General features: G+C 37.9%; 17 protein-coding genes. 14 read left to right on the forward strand and 3 right to left on the reverse strand.

All coding sequences use genetic code 11. The features are described 5' to 3' along the window. Positions 1-131: 131 nt before the first annotated feature. Positions 132-1,004 (forward strand): STAS domain-containing protein, encoded by an 873-nt coding sequence (locus ACFX4E_RS16265; protein ID WP_028408714.1) that lies wholly within the window; start codon positions 132-134, stop codon positions 1,002-1,004. 136 nt (positions 1,005-1,140) lie between these two features. Here the strand turns inward: ACFX4E_RS16265 and ACFX4E_RS16270 are convergent, their stop codons facing one another. Both ACFX4E_RS16270 and ACFX4E_RS16275 read right to left on the reverse strand, forming a co-directional pair. Continuing rightward, positions 1,141-1,617, reverse strand: a complete 477-nt coding sequence (locus ACFX4E_RS16270; RefSeq protein WP_377238003.1) for a hypothetical protein — start codon at positions 1,615-1,617, stop codon at positions 1,141-1,143. 68 nt (positions 1,618-1,685) lie between these two features. After that, the gene (locus tag ACFX4E_RS16275; protein ID WP_014460341.1) at positions 1,686-2,258 is read right to left on the reverse strand and encodes a GNAT family N-acetyltransferase; all 573 of its coding nucleotides are present in this window, start codon (positions 2,256-2,258) and stop codon (positions 1,686-1,688) included. Positions 2,259-2,498: 240 nt separating this feature from the next. Here ACFX4E_RS16275 and ACFX4E_RS16280 point away from each other — a divergent pair, with 240 nt between their 5' ends. The 13 genes from ACFX4E_RS16280 to ACFX4E_RS16340 all read left to right on the forward strand — a co-directional run bounded on the left by ACFX4E_RS16280 (position 2,499) and on the right by ACFX4E_RS16340 (position 15,555). Continuing rightward, positions 2,499-4,739 (forward strand): ArnT family glycosyltransferase, encoded by a 2,241-nt coding sequence (locus ACFX4E_RS16280; RefSeq protein ID WP_098579585.1) that lies wholly within the window; start codon positions 2,499-2,501, stop codon positions 4,737-4,739. Between the two features lie 13 nt (positions 4,740-4,752). Further along, the gene (locus tag ACFX4E_RS16285; protein WP_028408710.1) at positions 4,753-5,718 is read left to right on the forward strand and encodes a glycosyltransferase family 2 protein; all 966 of its coding nucleotides are present in this window, start codon (positions 4,753-4,755) and stop codon (positions 5,716-5,718) included. Continuing rightward, the gene (locus ACFX4E_RS16290; RefSeq protein ID WP_043982148.1) at positions 5,711-6,115 is read left to right on the forward strand and encodes a GtrA family protein; all 405 of its coding nucleotides are present in this window, start codon (positions 5,711-5,713) and stop codon (positions 6,113-6,115) included. The genes ACFX4E_RS16285 and ACFX4E_RS16290 overlap by 8 nt, the downstream gene beginning before the upstream one ends. Further along, a complete protein-coding gene (gene galU / locus ACFX4E_RS16295) occupies positions 6,112-7,002 on the forward strand; it encodes a UTP--glucose-1-phosphate uridylyltransferase GalU (protein WP_377258631.1) in 891 nt (296 codons plus the stop codon). Before ACFX4E_RS16290 ends, galU begins: the two co-directional genes overlap by 4 nt. Before the next feature lie 141 nt (positions 7,003-7,143). Continuing rightward, positions 7,144-7,818, forward strand: a complete 675-nt coding sequence (locus ACFX4E_RS16300) for a response regulator transcription factor (protein WP_028408707.1) — start codon at positions 7,144-7,146, stop codon at positions 7,816-7,818. A 1-nt stretch (position 7,819) separates the two neighbouring features. After that, entirely contained in the window at positions 7,820-9,199 is a 1,380-nt protein-coding gene (locus tag ACFX4E_RS16305) for a sensor histidine kinase (RefSeq protein WP_098791404.1), read from the forward strand. A 372-nt stretch (positions 9,200-9,571) separates the two neighbouring features. Continuing rightward, positions 9,572-9,736, forward strand: coding sequence for a YezD family protein (locus ACFX4E_RS16310; RefSeq protein WP_013056824.1), 165 nt, complete (start codon positions 9,572-9,574; stop codon positions 9,734-9,736). A gap of 344 nt (positions 9,737-10,080) precedes the next feature. After that, entirely contained in the window at positions 10,081-10,233 is a 153-nt protein-coding gene (locus ACFX4E_RS16315; RefSeq protein ID WP_034275894.1) for a Fur-regulated basic protein FbpA, read from the forward strand. Positions 10,234-10,484: 251 nt separating this feature from the next. Next, entirely contained in the window at positions 10,485-11,549 is a 1,065-nt protein-coding gene (locus tag ACFX4E_RS16320; protein WP_377238000.1) for a sulfate ABC transporter substrate-binding protein, read from the forward strand. A 93-nt stretch (positions 11,550-11,642) separates the two neighbouring features. Next, positions 11,643-12,479, forward strand: coding sequence for a sulfate ABC transporter permease subunit CysT (gene cysT / locus ACFX4E_RS16325; protein WP_013082952.1), 837 nt, complete (start codon positions 11,643-11,645; stop codon positions 12,477-12,479). 12 nt (positions 12,480-12,491) lie between these two features. Beyond that, on the forward strand, positions 12,492-13,358 hold the full coding sequence (gene cysW, locus ACFX4E_RS16330) for a sulfate ABC transporter permease subunit CysW (RefSeq protein WP_028408705.1): 867 nt from the start codon (positions 12,492-12,494) through the stop codon (positions 13,356-13,358). Positions 13,359-13,377: 19 nt separating this feature from the next. Beyond that, on the forward strand, positions 13,378-14,451 hold the full coding sequence (locus ACFX4E_RS16335) for a sulfate/molybdate ABC transporter ATP-binding protein (protein ID WP_377237999.1): 1,074 nt from the start codon (positions 13,378-13,380) through the stop codon (positions 14,449-14,451). Positions 14,452-14,559: 108 nt separating this feature from the next. Continuing rightward, complete coding sequence (locus tag ACFX4E_RS16340; protein WP_272767332.1) at positions 14,560-15,555, forward strand: ketoacyl-ACP synthase III; 996 nt, start codon at positions 14,560-14,562, stop codon at positions 15,553-15,555. A 149-nt stretch (positions 15,556-15,704) separates the two neighbouring features. Here the strand turns inward: ACFX4E_RS16340 and ACFX4E_RS16345 are convergent, their stop codons facing one another. Continuing rightward, positions 15,705-16,544: a YitT family protein gene (locus tag ACFX4E_RS16345; protein WP_028408702.1), complete on the reverse strand. Its 840-nt coding sequence runs from the start codon at positions 16,542-16,544 to the stop codon at positions 15,705-15,707. Between the last annotated feature and the right edge of the window lie 14 nt (positions 16,545-16,558).

Consider the following 16,558-nt stretch of genomic DNA (forward strand, 5'->3'; position numbering starts at 1 on the left):
AAGAAAATTCATAAAATAACCGCTTTTTTGTTATTTTTAGGAAGGCTAGTCAATTGTCGGTTGGGTAAGTAGGCTTAGTCAAGGTTATATACGCAGTAAAAATAGCAGAAAAGAGGAGCTGAGCGTATTTTATGAAAGAGGAACTCGTGTATATAGGAAAAAAGATTATTGAACATAAATATAGCTTGTCAGAAAAATTAGCCGAACGATTAGATTCTACGCATACGCTAAGTCTAGAGGAATTGAAGGAAAAGAAAATTTTGAAGTGGCGAGTGTTAATCATGGAATACTTTGGAAGATCCCTATTTGAAGAACAAGAGGATGTACTTAAACTTGTTAAAGAATGGGCACTAGAAACGGGAAAATATGCGGTAGAAAAAAATATTCCGTTAGAAAAAGCACTGGGTACCTTACCAATCTATCGCAGCGTTATTTGGGACGTATTTACACGAGAACTAGAGGAGCATCAGTTTGCTGCAATTACTATGCTGCATGTCAGTGAACGGATTGATCCGCTTTTAGATACGGTAACATGTGTTTTTGGTCAAATTTATGACGAGCATAATCGATACATGATGAATTTAGCTTATACGTCACTAGAAGAACTGTCAGTTCCGCTTGTACCTGTCACAAAAGGGATTGCTATTATGCCGATTATTGGAGAAATTGATACCCACCGCTCGCAAGTTATGATGGAAACCTGCTTGAAAAAAGGGACAAGCCTTCAATTATCCTATCTTATTTTGGATATTTCAGGTGTCGTGATTATTGATACAATGGTAGCAGATAATCTGTTCAAAATTCATCGATCTCTCAAATTAGTAGGAGTGGAAGCTATTATAACAGGGATACGACCGGAAATTGCCCAAACGGTAGTGAAACTAGGAATTGATTTTAATCAAATTAAAACAGAAGCAAATTTAGAAGCAGCGCTTTTAAAAATTGGTTTTAGACGTCCTGAAGAACATAGCCGCGCGCATGTGTCATCACGGCGAATAAAATGACCGGAGATGAACACGCGGCACCTGTGTTACATATGTAGAGATTCATTCTTCTAAACGTCGGTAGGAAATATGGATTTCAGCAGATAGAAAGTAAGCGCATAGTAAAAAAGCGGATGTTAATTAACATCCGCTTTTTTTACTTAATAAATGCCATATGCCATGGCAGCACCAAAGCATAAACGAGGAAGTATACCACTATTGAATAGATAAAAAACCAGCCGTTTAAATGCATATAGCCACTTTTAATCATTCCGTATTCTATGAGTAGTGAACCAGCGCAAAAGAGAAGTGATAAAACCCATTTATTTTTAGCTGTTAAGTAAGTCAAAAATAAAATGGAAAGGGAAGGTGGAATAAATGTATAGCTTAGAATATCTCCAAGTCCTGTAACTTTTGGATCTCCCAAATCAATCATGTTAAAAACACGCGTAATGATAACATCACAAAGCCATCCGACAAATCCAACTACGCTAAACGTGATATAAAAATCTCGACAAGTTAGCTGTCGTTTAAATAAAACAAGGGCAAGAATAAATAAACATAAACTAACGGTAATCGGAAACCACAAACCATGTGCAGATAAGTCTAAATGCTGAATTGCTTGCTCCAACATTGTTCACCTCAAAAGGAAGAGTTAGTGTTGAAGTTAGCCTATGTTATGGAAAGTATTTTATACATTTTCTACGCGTTGCGTGTATATTCTTCTCGCAAGATTGAATATAACTTTAAGTCTTGGTGAGCTCCCTTAATAAACATGGCTTTTCGAATCGTTCCTTCATAAGACATGCCGATCTTTTTCATCACTTTCTCAGAAGCGGCATTTTCAACAAAGCACCTCGCCTGAATGCGCACTAAATCCATTTCTTCAAATCCAAACGCAATTACTTTTTCAGCTGCTTCCGTAACAAATCCCTTATTCCAATATGCTTCAGAAATCGCATAGCCAATCTCCGCAATGCGATGAGTAGGGTTCCAAGTGACAAAGTCAATGGTGCCAATACATTTTTTTAAGGCTTTGATTTCCATAGCCCAAGGAGAAATGGATTGGTTGCTGTACTGCTTTAGAACGAAGGAAACAAACTCTTTTGTATCTTGAAGCTTTCGGTGCTTTTCCCAATTTACATATCTGCTTACCTTTTCATTTGAGGCATATTCAAACATGTCACGCACATCTTTTTTTGTAACTTTCCGCAAGCGGAGTCTTTCGGTTTCTAGTGTGGGTAAATTTCCATATATATCTTTTACTTGAATCATAAAGTTGTCTCCTTTCCCAGCAAGAAGTGGATGAAGTGTTGATAATAATGTTTCATAGAAGCTGCAGCATTCCAAGAATACGCTTTCTATTTCATTTGCTTGATTCTTTAATTGTAAAATATTTCATTGGTGAGTGTAAGAGGTCAAATGGGTTTTAAAAAAATAAAAAATTATTTTTCCTGTTCATAATCAGTTCACATATGCTTGTTAGACTAAAGTCAGAAATTACAAAGGAGTGAAATGAAACACATGAACAGTGAAGTGAAAGAAGAACGAACTTCAAATAAAAAAAGAATAGACTTATTTTTAGTTCCTATTGTTTTAATTGCAGCGTTTTTGAACTTATTTAAAATTTGGACAGATGAATACGCCAATGCTTATTACACGGCAGCTGTCAAAAGTATGCTTCAAAGTTTTCATAATTTCTTTTATGCATCTTTTGATCCAGGAGGCTATGTAACGATTGATAAGCCGCCGGTTGTATTTTGGATTCAGACAATTAGCGCTAAAATATTTGGATTTCACGGATGGAGCGTCATTCTACCGCAAGCATTGGCAGGCATCGGTTCAGTCCTTTTACTATACGTGCTCGTAAAACGTACGTTTGGCGTATGGGCTGGGAGATTGGCTGCTCTTGCCATGGCTCTGACGCCAATTGTACCTGCGGTAAGCCGAACAAATAATATCGATAGTATGCTTGTATTTACATTACTAGTAGCAACGTGGATGTTATTTCGTGCTGTGCGTACGGCTAAATTTGGCTGGGTGTTAGCAGCTTTTGCGATGATTGGTGTTGCATTTAATATGAAAATGCTTCAAGCATACATGGTTTTACCAGCATTTTATGTTTTCTATGTAGTGGCAACCAAAATCACTTGGAAAAAGAAAATTGCTTTTTTGACAACAGCGACTGCACTAATGCTCGCGGTTTCTGTCTCATGGGCAGTTGTGGTAGATTCTACTTCTGCTGATAAGCGCCCTTATATGGGAAGCAGTCAAACAAATTCAGTTCTAGAGCTTGCTTTCGGATATAACGGTATTAATCGTTTAACTGGAAATACAAGCGTGACGGGAAGCGGTCATAAACAGCCTGCTCAAACTGAGCAGCAAACAGCAAGCAGTGAAACAAAACAAACTAGTAATTCAAGTGCTGATTCTTCACAAAGCTCAAATCAAAGAAAGAGCAGCTCTTCTCAAAAGATGCAGGCTCCAGGTGGAGGGAATCAAAACGGAATGTTCAACACGGGGAATCCTGGTCCATTCCGACTATTTCAAAAAGGGTTATCAGATCAAATCAGCTGGTTATTACCATTTGTAATCTTTTCAATCGTGGGTCTATTTGCCGGAGTAAAATTTAAAGGCCCTTACACGACAAAACAAAAAGAAAGTTTATTTTGGTTAGCGTGGCTGCTACCAGTAGCTGTTTTCTTTAGTATCGCAGGATTTTTCCATCAGTATTATTTAATTATGCTGGCACCTCCAATCGCTGCATTTGCCGGAGCGGGAGCAGTAGCTTTATGGAGCATGTACAAACAGCATAATGGCTGGAAATCATGGCTGCTGCCAGGTGGTATTTTAACAACAGCAGCACTTCAAGTATATATTATGTCTCCTTATGTCAGCTCAATCGGCGTAGCTCCAATTGCAGGTGTAGGAGCACTGGGCGTCATTTTAGCTCTTGTTTTAGCTGTTCGTAAACAGCGTAAAAATTCGTTGACGAACTACCTAGGAGCCGCAGCGATGGTTGTCTTACTTGCGATGCCGGCGTACTGGGCGATGACACCAATTATTTATGGTGGAAATAGCATGCTTCCATCAGCAGGTCCTGATTCTTCAAGCGGTATGGGAGGACCTCCAAGCACAGCTACAAATAGCAAACAATCTGGTTTTAACGGCATGCAGCCTCCAGGAAGCTCTAGCGGCAATTCATCATCGAACGGCGGTCAAATGCCGGGCGGTTCGTCCAATAATGGTCAAATGCAGCCGCCAAGCGGTTCTTCAAACAGTGGTCAAATGCAAATGCCAGGCGGTTCGTCCAATAATAGTCAAATGCCAAATAGCTTTTCAAGCAAATCATCCTCTTCAAAACGAAAAAGTGGAGGGATGAACGCAGAAGTAAACCAAAAGCTACTAAACTATTTAACAAAAAATAATACAGGCGAAAAATATTTATTTGCCACAACGGACTCAACTTCAGCTGCACCTTACATTATCAAAACGGGCAAGCCAGTAATGGCAATGGGTGGATTTAGCGGTTCAGATCCAATTTTAACGGTAAGTAAATTAAAAGCCATGATTAAAAAAGGTGAAGTGAAATATTTCTACCTGTCTGGAATGGGCAAGGGAGGTCAATCTGACGTTATCACTTGGATTAAAGACAATAGTAAGGAGATTCCTTCTTCCAAATGGCAGTCTACGTCATCAAGTGCTCAGCAAGGGCCATCTGGAAACGGAACACTATACGAAATAACGCTTAAATAAGGAGGGCATGAACATGAGTTCCATTGTTAAATATTCTATTGTTATTCCTGTCTACAACGAACAAGAAGTGATTCATGAAACCTACCGCCGTCTCACAGAAGTGATGCGTTCAACGAAAGAAGCTTACGAGCTTCTTTTCGTGAACGACGGCAGTAGAGATCGAACAGCAGAAATCATTAAAGAGTACAGTGAGCAAGACCCAGCGGTTGTTTTATTAGATTTTGCCCGTAACTTTGGTCATCAAATTGCTATTACAGCGGGTATGGATTATGCAAGAGGAGAGGCGGTCGTTGTGATTGATGCTGATTTGCAAGATCCGCCCGAATTGATTTTAGAGATGATTGAAAAATGGAAGCAAGGGTTTGACGTTGTATACGCTAAGCGTACAAAGCGAAAAGGAGAAACATACTTTAAAAAACAAACGGCTGCTATGTTTTATCGCTTCTTACGTGCGATGACCGATATTGATATTCCACTTGATACAGGGGATTTCCGTTTGCTAGATCGCAAAGTGTGCAATCAAATGAATAGCATTCAAGAAAAAAATCGCTTTGTTCGCGGATTAGTAAGCTGGGTTGGCTTTAAGCAAACAGCAGTAGAATATGAGCGAGACGAGCGTTTGGCCGGGGAGTCGAAATACCCTTTGAAAAAGATGCTGAAGCTTTCAATGGATGGTATTACATCTTTTTCATATAAGCCATTAAAGCTAGCTAGCTATGCTGGTGTAACTCTATCTGGTATCGGCTTTATTTATCTTTTAGTAGTGCTGTATTTGAAGTTATTTACAGACAGCACCATCACCGGGTGGTCGTCATTAATTGTCATTCAGCTATTCTTTAGCGGCATCATTTTAATTATTCTTGGTATGATTGGAGAATATATTGGCCGCATCTACGATGAAACAAAAAATCGTCCACTCTATATCGTCCGTGAAAAGTATCAGCTTGAAACACGCAAGGAAGTATCACTTCGTGACTAACAAATGGATATCTTTTATTAAATTTGCGTTAGTAGGAGTTGTAAATACACTGATTGATTTTGTAGTATACGCACTTTTAACAACAATCGGTGTTAACTACATACTAGCACAGTGGATTTCATACAGTGCGGGCATCTTAAACAGTTATGTCATGAATCGCAAATGGACGTTTGAGAGAAAAGAAAAAAGCAGTAAGCGTGAGGTGATTTCATTCGTGATCGTAAATTTGATCACTTTATCCCTAACATCATTTCTGTTGACTGTTCTATATAATAAATGGGGTATATCGCTGCTAATCAGTAAACTTTTAATTACAATCGCAAGTGTCGGTATCAACTTTATTGGTACTAAATTATTTGTATTTACTACTAAAAAAGAAAGAGGGATTCATATATGACGATAAAAAAAGCAGTTATTCCAGTAGGCGGTTTAGGAACTCGATTTTTGCCAGCGACAAAAGCGCAGCCGAAAGAAATGCTGCCAATTGTCGATAAGCCTGCTGTACAATATATTGTAGAAGAAGCTGTGAAGTCAGGCATTGAAAGTATTATTTTTATTACAGGACGAAACAAAAAATCAATTGAAGACCATTTTGATAAATCAATTGAGTTAGAGCAAATGCTTGAAGAAAAACACAAGTTTGACATGTTAAAAGAAGTACAAACAATCTCATCAATGGCCAGCATTCACTATATTCGTCAAAAAGAGCCGTTAGGACTCGGTCATGCTATTCTTTGTGCCGAACAGTTTATTGGAGATGAGCCGTTTGCTGTTCTTCTTGGAGACGATATTATGACTTCTGAAGAACCTGCGCTCAAACAGATGATCCAAGCGTATGAAACGACTAATCAATCAGTTATCGGAGTTCAAAAAGTGGATGTTGAAGAGGTATCAAAATACGGAATCATTCAGCCGAAAAATAAATTTGGCAGCCTTCATGAAGTGAATGACTTGATTGAAAAACCATCGATAGAACAAGCTCCGTCAACTATTGCCGTTATGGGCCGCTACATTTTAAATCCTTCTATTTTTTCTTATCTAAAAACGATTGAAAGAGGGGTAGGAAATGAATTACAATTAACAGATGCACTGCGTGTGGTATGTGAAAAAGAGCGATTGTTTGCTCTTGAACTGGAAGGGCAGCGCTTTGATATTGGAGATAAGGCAGGCTATATGAAAGCGATGGTAGAAGTTGCGTTAAAGCGCAGAGATTTACGTCACACGTTTTTATCGTATTTGGAGGGGATTGTAGAAAAAGAACGAGCAAACAACTTCAGTTACTAAGCGTTAATCAGTTTGTTCATATTCAGTTCATATTTGAAGTGTAAAATCATTGTATGATCTTATGCGGCTCTCTGTTTGGTATAAACAGAGAGCTTACTGTGCGTAAAAGCTGGACAAACTTAGGAATAGGGAGAGACATGTATGATTCAAATATTAGTTGCAGATGATGATCAACATATTCGAGAGCTGATATCATTATATTTAGAAAATCAAGGATTTAAAATTATAAAAGCAGCAGATGGTGAAGAAGCATGGACGAAAATGGAAGAGTTTCGAATTGATCTAGCAGTCGTTGATATCATGATGCCATTTAAAGACGGATGGGAACTAACAAAGGAAATTAAGGAGTATTTTGATATACCGGTTTTAATGGTAACAGCTAGAGGCGAATCGCATGATAAGCTAAAAGGATTTGATATCGGAACAGACGACTATGTCGTGAAGCCTTTTGATCCTCAGGAAATGGTTGCTCGTGTAAAGGCTCTTTTACGCAGGTACCGAGTAGAAGCTAACAATGTAATCTATATGGGGAATATAAAACTAGACCGTACCAAATTAGAGATGAGTGCAGGAGAAACAAGCGAACAGCTGCCGTTAAAAGAGTTTGAATTACTGTTCACGCTCGTTAGTTCTCCAGGAAAGATTTTTACTCGTGATCAGCTTATTCAATTAATTTGGGGATATGATTATGAAGGCGATGAGCGCACGGTAGACGTTCACATAAAACGTCTGCGAGAGAGGCTTAATCATATGAAAAACGTCGGTATGGAAATCAAAACAATTCGCGGATTAGGTTATAGAGCAGAAGGGTGTTAACGTGAAATCAATTTATGTAAAGCTGGTTCTGTCGTTCATCATTACAATTTTATTGAGCGTTGTGATTACCGTTGTCGTTACGACATTTCTTAGCAAGCAGAAGCTCGAAATGCGATTAGGTCAGGATATGGTGAAGATGGGAGAAGATTTTATTGATTTGTACGGAGCAGAAGACTCCGACAAAGCTGCAAGGTTTTTATCTAATTCATCATTCATTCATTTTTCGTTTATTATTATTGATGATCAGCATGAAGAAAAAGTATTAGGACAGCCAGGACCGCCTATTCCAATTACACCGAAAGAAGTAGATCAAGTATTAGACGGGAAGCGTTATTCTAATTTAAACGAGGAAAAAGATGATCGTCCACAGCCAAACGTAGTGGGTCTTCCTTTTAAAGAAAATGGACGGTCGTATGCTCTATTTATTCAGTCTCATCCACAGCGGCAATTTTCAGTTATTCAAGATGTTCAAAATATCCAGCTTATTACGATTTTATTAGTGGGTATTGTATTATTTGCATATGTTTCAATGATTATTATTAAACCGATTAAGCGTCTCAGTACAGCGATGAAAGTGGTCGGACAAGGCGAATACAATGTGCAAGTCGAGCACGCAGCGAATGATGAAATCGGTCTGTTAACTAAAAATTTCAATCAAATGACTAAAGAATTAAACAAAATAGAAACGATGAGGCAAGAGTTCATTGCTAGCGTTTCGCATGAGATTCAATCACCGCTGACCTCTATTCGCGGTTTTTCAGCGGCACTTAAAGATGATATCGTCAGTGAAGATAAAAAGATACAATATTTAACGATTATTGAAAAAGAAAGTACAAGACTTTCTCAGCTTAGTTCCAATTTGCTAAAGCTTGCTTCTCTAGACTCTGAACATCAAACGCTAATGCTGCAGCCATACCGCCTGGATGAACAAATCAGGCATGTGGTCATGGCTTTAGAACCTCAGTGGACAAAAAAGAACATAGAAATTGATCTTGATTTATCCAATGTTCAAATGGAAGCAGACAAAGATTTGTTAGAGCAAGTGTGGCTAAACTTAGTAACAAATGCTATTAAATATACGCCTGAACATGGATTTGTGAAAATATCCATTTCTCTAAAAAACGAAGAAATAGACGTGAAAATAAAGGATAATGGAATTGGTATTGCCGAAGAAGATCAAAAATATATTTTTGAAAGCTTTTATAAAGTAGATAAATCGAGAACGTTAAAAGGAAGCGGCCTCGGTCTAGCCATTACAAAAAAAATTGTTCGGCTGCATGAGGGCGCAATACGTGTTGAAAGCAAAAAAGAACAAGGAAGCATCTTTACGGTAACCCTGTCTATCCAAAAAAATAGGACTAAAAAAGACTCGTCTGTGTAAGTTCATGCAGATGAGTCTTTTTTATTAGGTCAAAGATATAAAAAAATTTAATAATATCTATTTATTTTTTTAATCCCTACTTGACATATAGGTAAAGTGTAAATAATATAGATAGTATAAATCTTTTGAAAAAATTGGGATGCTAAAGAAGCTGATCGGTCAACCGAAGGCTCATACTTGTTCGCTACTAGTGTGGGCCTTTTCTGTACATTGGTTGTGGTCATTAAAATCTCAATCTTCAACTGAACATATGGGGAGGATTACCATGTATTTATCTTCTGCACATTATACAAGTACTTATAGATGTTGTTCGCTTTGTTTATTCAACTGCAACTAAAATATAAATTTATCTATGAATAGGAGAATGATAAAATGGCTTCAATTACACAAGAAAAATTAGATTATATTGTTAAATTACTAACTGAAATCAACTATGGATCTGTACTAATTACTCTTCACGACGGACAAATTACTCAAGTGGACAGTACGGAAAAAAACCGCTTTTTAGCTAAAAGCAAAGTAGCAAGCCACAAATAAGTCTAGTTAAATACTTTCTCCACAAACATGGAAGAGACGGCCTAGCTATTGAAGTCTTTGGCAGCAAAGTGGGAGTACTGTATCAAGTATAGAAAATATGCATATCCAAAGAATAATTGACTTTTTATTGATGGAATATTTAGAATTTTTCGAATTAAAATTGTGTTATAGGTTGTCTAAGTATAACGATGAGAAGTGTAAAGCTGCTGAAGCAGCAGCTTTATACTTTTTAAAATGATAAAGATCTGACAGTTTCATCCTTGTGCTGATCGGGTTACCGAAGGCTTCTAACCTATGTTAGAAGCCTTTTTTATTTTTAGATGAATAGAATAGGAGGAATAAAGATGGAAAATTTATTACGAGCAGCGGTGCGGCAAAGAAAACAATACCTCATTGAAGAGTTATTAAAAAAAGGGGTTTACAAAAAAGAAAACCATCATCTTTTTGAACTCACGCTCTCTGACTTAGAAAAAGAGTATCAGACACGCAGTAAGTAAGGAAAACACGTAAAAAGAACTAAAATAAGTGTAAAAAAGATTAAAAACCTAGTTGACTAATAGGTAAAGTGTGTTTATTATAAAAACAAGAATAAATTGTCTTTTCAGAAAGTATCTTCTTTTTATTCTTACGAATAAATTTAATAAGAATAATTTAAGAGCATATACGCTGATCAGACTAACTGAAGGCTGCTTCTCTTTTCAAAGAGATAGCGGCCTTTTTGTATTTTTTATAAAAAGGGGAGTAAAACATGAAGAAAAAAGCAGTTCAGTTTTTAATGGTGCTAACAGCACTGCTCGTCGTACTAGCAGGTTGCGGCAATGGGAAATCTACTGAAACAGCAGGGAAAGATAGTTCTGCGAGTAAAAACGATTCAAAAAAACCAGTAGAGCTTTTAAACGTTTCATATGATCCTACACGTGAACTTTATCAGGAGTTCAATAAGAGTTTTGCATCTTATTGGAAAGATAAAACAGGGCAAGACGTTACTATCAAGCAATCACACGGTGGCTCTGGTAAGCAAGGTAGAGCAGTAATTGACGGTTTAGAAGCGGATGTCGTAACGCTGGCGCTTGCATACGATATTGATGAAATCGCTCAAACTCGCCAATTATTAAACAAAGACTGGGAAAAAGAATTGGCTCATAATTCTACACCATACACATCAACAATTGTTTTTTTAGTTCGTAAAGGAAATCCAAAGGGAATTAAAGATTGGGATGATTTAACGAAAAAAGGTACATCCGTTATTACACCAAATCCAAAAACGTCTGGAGGCGCACGCTGGAATTATTTAGCGGCTTGGGCATACGCGAAGAATAAATATAACGGAGATAACAAAAGGATTGAAGACTTCATGAGTAAACTTTATGGAAATGTCGAAGTGTTAGACTCAGGCGCACGCGGAGCGACAACTACATTTGTAGAACGGGGCATTGGAGACGTGTTAATTGCATGGGAAAATGAAGCTTACTTATCGTTAAATGAGCTAGGAAAAGATAAATTTGAAATTGTAACACCGTCATTGAGTATTTTAGCAGAACCGCCTGTTGCTGTAGTAGATAAAGTAGCTGAAAAGAAAGGCACAACAAAGGTAGCAAAAGCATACTTGAAATATCTATATACAGAAAAAGGTCAGGAAATCGCAGCGGAAAACTACTATCGTCCTCGAAATGAAAAAATATTAGAGAAACACAAAGATCAATTTCCTTCTCTTAACCTAGTCACCATTAAAGATTTTGGCGGCTGGAAAAAAGCTCAAGAAACTCATTTTAACGATGGAGGAACATTCGATCAGATTTATCAGCCAAAGTAATATGATGCATTAAAAAAGTAAATGAGGAAGATACGAATGGTAATTCGTATCTTCTGTGTATATGTATCTTGAAAGCAGAGAGAGGTGTAAGACGTGAGCGTGTTACAACGACAGAAGAAAAAGAAAAGCATCTTACCTGGATTTGGGCTTTCTTTAGGTTTTACGATGTTTTATGCAAGTATCCTTGTGCTTTTTCCGTTAGCTATGATTTTTTTAAATACGGCATCTATGGGATGGAGCGACTTTATTAAAACTGTTACAGACTCTAGAGTAGTAGCATCATATAAATTAAGTTTTGGAGCAGCATTTGCAGCAGGGATTATTAATGTTATTTTTGGAACTATTATTGCATGGGTATTAGTGAGATATCATTTTCCTGGAAAGAGGTTTATTGATGGACTTGTAGATTTGCCGTTTGCTTTACCAACGGCTGTTGCCGGCATTGCCTTGACCACTCTTTACGTTCCGAAAGGATGGATTGGTCAATTATTTACGTTTAAAATCGCATTTACGCCTATCGGAATTATTATCGCTCTGACGTTTATTGGTCTGCCGTTTGTTGTCCGAATGGTGCAGCCAGTATTGCAAAACTTTAATGCGGAGATCGAAGAAGCATCGGCTAGTTTAGGAGCCAGCCGAATGCAAACGTTCAGAAAAGTTATTTTTCCAGAGCTGGTGCCTGCTATTTTAACAGGTTTTTCTCTTTCATTCGCAAGAGCGCTTGGAGAATACGGGTCAGTTGTTTTTATTGCTGGAAATATGCCGATGAAAACTGAAATTACGCCGCTTATTATTATGACAAAACTCGAGCAGTACGATTATGCGGGCGCTACTGCTATTGCATCAGTCATGCTCGTTGTATCATTTTTTCTGTTATTACTTATTAATATTATTCAATGGTGGACAAATCGTAAATTTGTACATAGTTAAGGAGGGATGACATTGGCAGGACATGTTCCAATGCAGCATGCAAAAACGACTGTTAAACTTAATCATTCTAGTTTAAAAGAGCCCAAAGTCGTCCAGTGGCTGCTTACATTTATTGCACTGGCTTTTTTAGCTCTATTCTTAGTGCTCCCGCTCATCACCATTTTTATGACAGCTTTTCAAAAAGGGTGGGAAACGTATCTTGCTGCGATTACGAATCCGGATGCTTTGGCTGCTATTAAACTAACGCTAATTGTGGTGCTTATTACCGTTCCTTTAAATGCCATTTTCGGCGTGGTAGCTGCATGGTTAATTACAAAGTTTGATTTTAAAGGAAAGAATATTTTAATTACGCTTATTGATTTGCCGTTTGCTGTTTCGCCTGTTATTGCTGGATTGATTTTTATTTTATTATTTGGTGCACAAGGGTTATTCGGAGAATGGTTGTTTAATCACGACATCAAAATTGTATTTGCTATTCCCGGTATTATTTTAGCTACGCTTTTTGTAACGCTGCCGTTTGTTGCTAAAGAATTGATTCCTCTTATGCAAGCTCAAGGGTCAGCCGAAGAAGAAGCGTCGTTAACGTTAGGAGCCAGCGGTTTCAAAACTTTTTTTCTAGTGACGTTACCTAATATTAAATGGGGCTTATTATATGGCATTATCTTATGTAATGCGCGCGCAATTGGAGAGTTTGGAGCTGTATCCGTTGTGTCTGGGCACATTCGAGGAATGACAAATACGATGCCTCTTCATATTGAAATTCTCTACAATGAATATCAATTTGCAGCAGCGTTTGCGGTAGCATCTTTAATGTCAGTTTTAGCTATTTTTACATTAATTGTAAAAAATATTATTGAGTGGAAAGCCAAACATATTTAAATAAGAAGGAGCTTATGAGATGAGTATCCATATTAAGCACGTATCAAAGAACTTTGGTGATTTTAAAGCGCTGGATTCTATTAACATTGATATTCAAACGGGTGAATTAGTAGCTTTACTCGGTCCGTCCGGTTCTGGAAAAACATCTTTGCTTCGTATCATTGCCGGTCTTGAACATCTTGATCAAGGAGCTATTTTATTTGATGGAAAGGAAATTACGCACATAAATCCAAAAGAGCGGAATGTAGGGTTTGTTTTTCAACACTATGCTTTGTTCAGGCATATGACTGTGTTTGATAACATTGCGTATGGTTTAAAAGTACGACCTAAAAAAACAAGGCCTTCTAAAACAGACATTACTAAGAAAGTAACCGAGCTGCTGCAGCTTGTTAAACTAGAGCCGCTTGCAAATCGCTATCCCTCTCAATTATCGGGCGGACAGCGCCAACGAGTAGCGCTTGCTCGAGCGTTAGCAGTAGAACCGAAAGTACTGCTATTAGATGAACCTTTTGGCGCTTTGGATGCAAAAGTTCGCAAGGATTTGCGCAGATGGCTGCGTAAATTGCATAATGATTTTCATATTACGAGTATTTTCGTTACGCATGATCAAGAAGAAGCTTTAGATGTGGCCGATCGTATTGTTGTGATGAACAACGGAAAAATTGAGCAGATTGGAAGTCCTGAGGAAGTATATGATCATCCTAACAGTCCATTTGTGTACGATTTTCTAGGGAACGTCAATTTATTCAAGGGCCGCATTCATAAAGGCAGACTAAAACAAGGAAGCTTTGAAATGGATGTTCCAGAATTCCGCGGAAGAAATGAAGAAGCAGCTGTTGGATATGTACGACCTCATGATATTCACCTTGAAAAGGTAAAAACAAGCGCAGATGCTGTTTCTGCAACCGTTAGCCATATTCATGTGATAGGTCCTATCGTGCAAATTGAATTAAAAAGAGAAGATGCAGAAGAATTTTTAGAAGCTGAATTAACCAAAGAGCACTATAAAGTCCTCAGCCTTCAAGTGGGAGAGCAGGTGTATGTAAAGCCTAAGCAGCTAAAAGTATTTATTCCAGAAGATTATTCTATTTAATAAAAAGCGTAAAGGGTATGCCTTTGCGCTTTTTATCTGCTAATAAATTAGTACCAGATATTAAAAGTAGGTGTTATAATTAAGTATCAACTGATTTGAGGTGGAGAAATGATACAGTCAAAAGCTAGAATTACGGGAATGGGGATATATACACCAAAGCAAAAATTAACGAACGACCATTTAAAAGAAATGGTTGATACAAGTGACGAATGGATTGTACAGCGTACGGGAATGAAAGAACGACGAATTGCAGGGGAAGGCGAATACACGTCCACGCTTGCCATTCAAGCCGTTGAAAATTTGCTTAACCGATATGATGTAAAAATAGAAGATGTAGATGCAATTATTGTTTCGACAACAACGCCGGATCACTTTTTTCCTAGCGTAGCATGTCAGGTTCAAGATTACTTTCATATTGATCAAGCTGCTGCATTTGATCTAAGTGCCGCATGCGCCGGTTTTACATATGGACTTCATGTGGCGAACGGCTTAGTGACGTCGGGATTGCATAAAAAGATTTTAGTTATTGGTGCTGAAGTCATGTCGAAAATTACAGATTATACGGACCGGGCCACATGCGTGCTGTTTGGTGACGGAGCGGGGGCTATGCTTGTAGAGTACGATGAGCATAATCCAAGTTTCTTAGGATGTCACTACGGAACGGACGGAAGCGGAGGGGGAAATTTATATCGTTCTAACTTATCTAATACTCTTTCAGGAAAAGAAATTAACTCGAGCGGGAATTTAGTTCAAAACGGGCGTGAAGTATACCGCTTTGCTGTACGAACGATTCCAAAAGGAGTAGAAGCATTATTAAAGAATACTTCCATTTCTCTTTCTGATGTAAACTGGTTTATTCCGCACAGTGCAAACCTTCGAATGATTGAAGCTATTTGTGCTAAAACAGGTGTTTCAATGGATAAAACGTTAACGAGTGTGCAATACTGCGGAAATACGTCTTCAGCTTCTATCCCGCTTGCTTTAAACGAAGGAATAATGACAAGAAAAGTACAGGATAATGACCTCCTTATTCTCTATGGGTTTGGAGGAGGATTAACGCACTGCGGTCTGTTAATTAAATGGACGTGTAAAGAAAAAAGCTAAAAGGCATCGCCTTTTAGCTTTTTAGATTTTCATTACAGAGCTTTTTATTGTCGTTACAAGAGAGTTTATTCTTTTTATAACGGCAGGTTTACTGTATTTTCAGCGCAAACATATATAATAGAAAAAAACCGCTTTTTTACAGCGGGTTTTCAGCCGGCTTTTGGAATAGTAAAACCTACTCCAAAGACGTCGCGCACATCGTGTACGACCACAAAAGCTTGTTCGTCGACTTTATGAATAATACGCTTTAATTCTAGCAGTTCTTGTTTGTTCACAACTACGTACAATACGTCTTTTGCTTCTTTTGTATAGCTTCCATGAGCGGAAAAGACAGTGACACCACGCTGCATCTTTTTATTGACTTGTTCGGCTACTTCAGCTGAACGGTGTGAAATAATAGTGATTGCTTTGCGAGGGTTGAGTCCTTCAATGATATAATCAAGCACTTTCGTTCCGATGTAAAGAGAAATAATCGTATACATCGTCTTTTCTCCACCGATGACAAAATAAGCGCTTGCTACCACTAATAAATCAATTGCCAGCATCGTTTTGCTAATATTCCAGTCTAGATATTGATTAGCTAAGCGGGCAATAACTGCAGAGCCTCCGGAAGTTCCGCCGCCTCTAAACACAAGTCCGAGTCCTACCCCAGCTAAAATACCAGCAAAAATAGCCCCCAGTAGCGTATCGTCAAGAGGATTTCCCAGTCCTTCAGTTATATGTAGGAATAGAGACGTGAAAATAATACATATAATTGTGTAAACAATCACACGTTTATGAAGCAATTTGTATCCGATTAGTACCAGCAAACCGTTTAATATAAAGTTTGTGATACCTGGAGACCAGCCTAATACATAATAGGTAATCATTGTTACACCGGTTACGCCGCCTTCTGCTAATTCATTTGGAATAGCAAAGTAATTAATGGCCAGTGCGAAAATGAGGCTCCCTAGAATAATGAGGATAATTTCTTTTATTTTATTAATCATGAACGTTACCTCCA

It is taken from the genome of Priestia sp. YIM B13491 (assembly GCF_042787605.1).
GTDB lineage: Bacteria > Bacillota > Bacilli > Bacillales > Bacillaceae_H > Priestia > Priestia megaterium_E.

Excerpts from the sequence above, each read along its gene's own strand:
- ACFX4E_RS16265 (WP_028408714.1), top strand. The coding sequence starts at position 132 with ATGAAAGAGGAACTCGTGTATATAGGAAAAAAGATTATTGAACATAAA.
- ACFX4E_RS16270 (WP_377238003.1), bottom strand. The coding sequence starts at position 1,617 with ATGTTGGAGCAAGCAATTCAGCATTTAGACTTATCTGCACATGGTTTG.
- ACFX4E_RS16275 (WP_014460341.1), bottom strand. The coding sequence starts at position 2,258 with ATGATTCAAGTAAAAGATATATATGGAAATTTACCCACACTAGAAACC.
- ACFX4E_RS16280 (WP_098579585.1), top strand. The coding sequence starts at position 2,499 with ATGAAACACATGAACAGTGAAGTGAAAGAAGAACGAACTTCAAATAAA.
- ACFX4E_RS16285 (WP_028408710.1), top strand. The coding sequence starts at position 4,753 with ATGAGTTCCATTGTTAAATATTCTATTGTTATTCCTGTCTACAACGAA.
- galU (WP_377258631.1), top strand. The coding sequence starts at position 6,112 with ATGACGATAAAAAAAGCAGTTATTCCAGTAGGCGGTTTAGGAACTCGA.
- ACFX4E_RS16300 (WP_028408707.1), top strand. The coding sequence starts at position 7,144 with ATGATTCAAATATTAGTTGCAGATGATGATCAACATATTCGAGAGCTG.
- ACFX4E_RS16310 (WP_013056824.1), top strand. The coding sequence starts at position 9,572 with ATGGCTTCAATTACACAAGAAAAATTAGATTATATTGTTAAATTACTA.
- ACFX4E_RS16315 (WP_034275894.1), top strand. The coding sequence starts at position 10,081 with ATGGAAAATTTATTACGAGCAGCGGTGCGGCAAAGAAAACAATACCTC.
- ACFX4E_RS16320 (WP_377238000.1), top strand. The coding sequence starts at position 10,485 with ATGAAGAAAAAAGCAGTTCAGTTTTTAATGGTGCTAACAGCACTGCTC.
- ACFX4E_RS16335 (WP_377237999.1), top strand. The coding sequence starts at position 13,378 with ATGAGTATCCATATTAAGCACGTATCAAAGAACTTTGGTGATTTTAAA.
- ACFX4E_RS16340 (WP_272767332.1), top strand. The coding sequence starts at position 14,560 with ATGATACAGTCAAAAGCTAGAATTACGGGAATGGGGATATATACACCA.
- ACFX4E_RS16345 (WP_028408702.1), bottom strand. The coding sequence starts at position 16,544 with ATGATTAATAAAATAAAAGAAATTATCCTCATTATTCTAGGGAGCCTC.